The sequence below is a fragment of the uncultured Marinobacter sp. genome (assembly GCF_963974375.1).
GTDB lineage: Bacteria > Pseudomonadota > Gammaproteobacteria > Pseudomonadales > Oleiphilaceae > Marinobacter.
This window is the reverse complement of sequence record NZ_CAXBDN010000348.1, coordinates 1-3,451: the sequence shown is the minus strand read 5'-3', so window position 1 is coordinate 3,451 and position 3,451 is coordinate 1. Positions and strand designations below refer to the sequence as shown.

Below are 3,451 nucleotides of genomic sequence, written 5' to 3'. Positions count from 1 at the left end.
GGCGAGAGCAACGAGCTGTATCTGGAGGGACGTGGCGTTTTTCTGTGTATCAGCCCCTGGAACTTCCCGCTGGCCATCTACACCGGACAGCTCATGGCGGCGTTGGTGGCAGGCAACACGGTGATTGCCAAACCGGCGGAACAGACCAGCCTGGTGGCAGGCCGTGCCCACGAACTGATGCTGGAGGCCGGCTTCCCGGCAGAGGTGGTTCAGTTCCTGCCCGGTGACGGAGCCACGCTGGGTGGGGCACTGGTGCCGGATGAGCGGATCTCCGGGGTGGTCTTTACCGGCTCCACCCAGGTGGCGCATCTGTTGAACAAACAGCTGGCCGAGCGCAAGGGCGCCATTGTTCCGTTTATTGCGGAAACCGGTGGCCAGAACGCAATGATTGTGGATTCCAGCGCACTGCCGGAGCAGGTGGTCCGGGATGTTATCCATTCCGCTTTCGCCAGTGCCGGGCAGCGCTGTTCCGCGCTGCGAGTGCTCTACATTCAGAAAGATGTGGCCGAGCGCATGGAAACCCTGCTGGCCGGGGCCATGCAGGAGCTGACGGTAGGTGATCCTGCGCATCACAGCACGGATGTGGGTCCGGTCATTGATGACCAGGCCAGGACCGGACTCGAGGAGCACCTGAAGGATCTGAAGGCGGCTGGTGCACGCTTTATTGCCAGTACACCGTTGCCGGACAGCTGCCGAGACGGCTTTTTCGTGGCTCCGGTGGCATATGGCATCGGCAAGATTGGTGATCTGGAGAAGGAGCACTTTGGCCCCATCCTGCACATTGTTCGTTACGAGGCCGAAAAGCTGGATCAGGTGATTGCTGAAATCAATGGCGCCGGCTATGGCCTGACCCTGGGCATTCACAGTCGCAGCGAAGCCACGGCGGCCTACATCGAAAAACGGGTAAAAGTTGGCAATACCTATATCAATCGCAACCAGATCGGTGCGGTGGTCGGCGTGCAGCCCTTTGGTGGTCGCGGGCTTTCCGGCACCGGCCCGAAGGCCGGTGGTCCTCACTATCTGTTGCGGTTTGCCACTGAGCGGACCCGGACCATCAACACCACGGCGGTGGGTGGCAATGCCTCTTTGCTGTCGCTGGGTATTGAAAAGCTTGAGAGCTGAAGACGCCTGGCGCCGGGAGCGCCAGGCGTTGTCGAAGAATCCGTGGGTTGTGATGCGTCATCCCTGGGTGTGAAAACGGTAAAAGCTGAAGAACGTTAAACCAGAAAAGTTATATAAAACAATAATTGGCAGCGACCACACCGGTCATCGGGAGGGCGTTTTGCCAGACGGTCGGAGTCCATTCCGACTTAATGAACTGGAGGGGTTTCATGGCTATTGGTGTTTGGATCAGTCTCTTTGCCTACTTTGCGGTGATGATTGCCATCGGCATTTATGCCATGCGCAAAGCTACGTCGTCGTCTGAGGATTATATGCTGGGCGGACGCGGCCTCAGTCCGAAAGTGGCGGCCCTGTCGGCCGGTGCCTCGGATATGAGCGGATGGCTGCTACTGGGGCTTCCCGGGGCATTGTTTGTGTCTGGCCTGGCGTCAGCGTGGATTGGTATCGGTCTGTTTGTGGGTGCCTTCATTAACTGGACTCTGGTGGCACCCCGGCTCCGCGAACAGACGGTGCATTATGGCAACGCCATTACCATTCCGTCGTTCCTGGCGAACCGGTTTCCGACGCAGGCACTCTCGCTGCGTACGGTCTCAGCCATCGTCATTGTCATCTTCTTTGCGGTCTATACCGCATCTGGCCTGGTGGCCGGCGGCAAGCTGTTCGAAAGTGCGTTTTCCGGCATTTTCAACTTCGCCGGTCTGAGTGACTATGGTGTCGGTATTGTCATAACCCTGGGCGTCGTACTGGCCTACACGGTGGTCGGTGGCTTCCTGGCGGTGAGCATGACGGACTTTGTACAGGGCTGCATCATGATGTTCGCGCTGATCATCATGCCGGCGGTTGTGCTCTTCGGCGAGGGTGGTGGCGGCTTTGCGCAGGCATCTGAGACCCTGAACTCTGTCGACCCGACGCTGCTGTCCTGGACCGAGGGACTGACCCTTATCGGCTGGCTGTCTGCGGTGACCTGGGGGCTGGGTTATTTTGGTCAGCCTCACATCATCGTTCGCTTCATGGCGATCCGAACCCTCAAGGAAGTTCCCATTGCCCGTAATATCGGTATGGGCTGGATGGCCGTCTCCCTGATAGGCGCTATTTCTCTGGGTGTCTTCGGCCGCGCCTATGCCATTCGCAACGGTATGGATGTGGAGGATCCGGAAACCATCTTTATCATTCTTGCCGATCTGCTGTTCCATCCGCTGATCACCGGTTTCCTGTATGCAGCGTTGCTGGCGGCGGTCATGAGTACAATCTCCAGCCAGCTGCTGGTGTCGTCGTCTTCACTGACAGAGGACTTCTATCGTCTGTTCCTGCGCAAGGAAGCAACCGATAAGGAATGCGTCAATGTGGGCCGGGTCTGCGTGGTGCTGGTAGGTCTGGTTGCAGCTGTTATTGCATCGGATCCTGACTCTCAGGTTCTGGCTCTGGTCAGTAACGCCTGGGCAGGCTTTGGAGCGGCGTTTGGTCCATTGATCATCCTGTCGCTGATGTGGTCTCGCACCAACGGTGCCGGCGCCATCGCGGGTATGGTTGTGGGTGCGGCCACCGTGATGATCTGGATTTCCCTGGACTGGAACAGTGAGTTCCTGGGTGGCCCGGGTGTCTACGAGATTATTCCCGGATTCATCCTGGCCATGATCGCTATTATTGGGGTCAGTCTGGCCACCAACGATGCGGGTGAGTATCAGCACATCACCCGCTGAATGAAACCCGTCAACAGGGGCTCCTTCGGGGGCCCTTTTTTTGGATCGGAGTCCAGTCCGGCACAAAAAAACGCCAGCCCGGAGGCTGGCGTTTCAGGTTTACGGCCCGGTGAACCGGGGCCGTAAAGGTCAGGCGACGTCTGCTGCCTTCGCCTTGTCCGAGTACTCGGACATCTGGTCGAAGTTGAGATACTTGTAGATCTCTTTCGACATGCTGTTCAGGTCCTTGGCGTATTCCATGTACTCTGCCGGGGTCGGCAGTTTACCCAGAACCGCGCCCACCGCTGCCAGTTCCGCAGAGGTCAGGTACACGTTGGCACCATCGCCCAGACGGTTCGGGAAGTTACGGGTGGAGGTGGACAGAACGGTGCTCTTGGCAGCCACACGTGCCTGGTTACCCATGCACAGGGAGCAGCCCGGCATTTCGGTGCGAACACCGGCGGTGCCGTAGATGTTGAAGTAACCTTCTTCCATCAGCTGAGCCTGGTCCATCTTGGTGGGTGGTGACATCCACAGACGGGTTTTCAGGGGTTCCTTGTTCTGTGCCAGCAGTTTACCCGCGGCACGGAAGTGACCGATGTTGGTCATGCACGAACCGATGAACACTTCGTCCACCTTGTCGCCGGCCA

3 protein-coding genes are annotated in these 3,451 nt (G+C 58.4%); 2 read left to right on the top strand and 1 reads right to left on the bottom strand.

The genetic code is table 11. The features are described from left to right. Both AAC035_RS19760 and putP read left to right on the top strand, forming a co-directional pair. The coding region (locus tag AAC035_RS19760; RefSeq protein WP_339806834.1) for an L-glutamate gamma-semialdehyde dehydrogenase at positions 1–1,122 on the top strand (1,122 nt) is incomplete at its 5' end. Positions 1,123–1,331: 209 nt separating this feature from the next. Next, a complete protein-coding gene (putP, locus tag AAC035_RS19755) occupies positions 1,332–2,822 on the top strand; it encodes a sodium/proline symporter PutP (protein ID WP_339806833.1) in 1,491 nt (496 codons plus the stop codon). Between the two features lie 129 nt (positions 2,823–2,951). On the opposite strand, the gene AAC035_RS19750 is transcribed toward putP, so the two are convergent. Further along, positions 2,952–3,451, bottom strand: a 500-nt coding sequence (locus tag AAC035_RS19750; RefSeq protein ID WP_339806832.1) for an aconitase family protein, incomplete at its 5' end; no start/stop codon positions are given.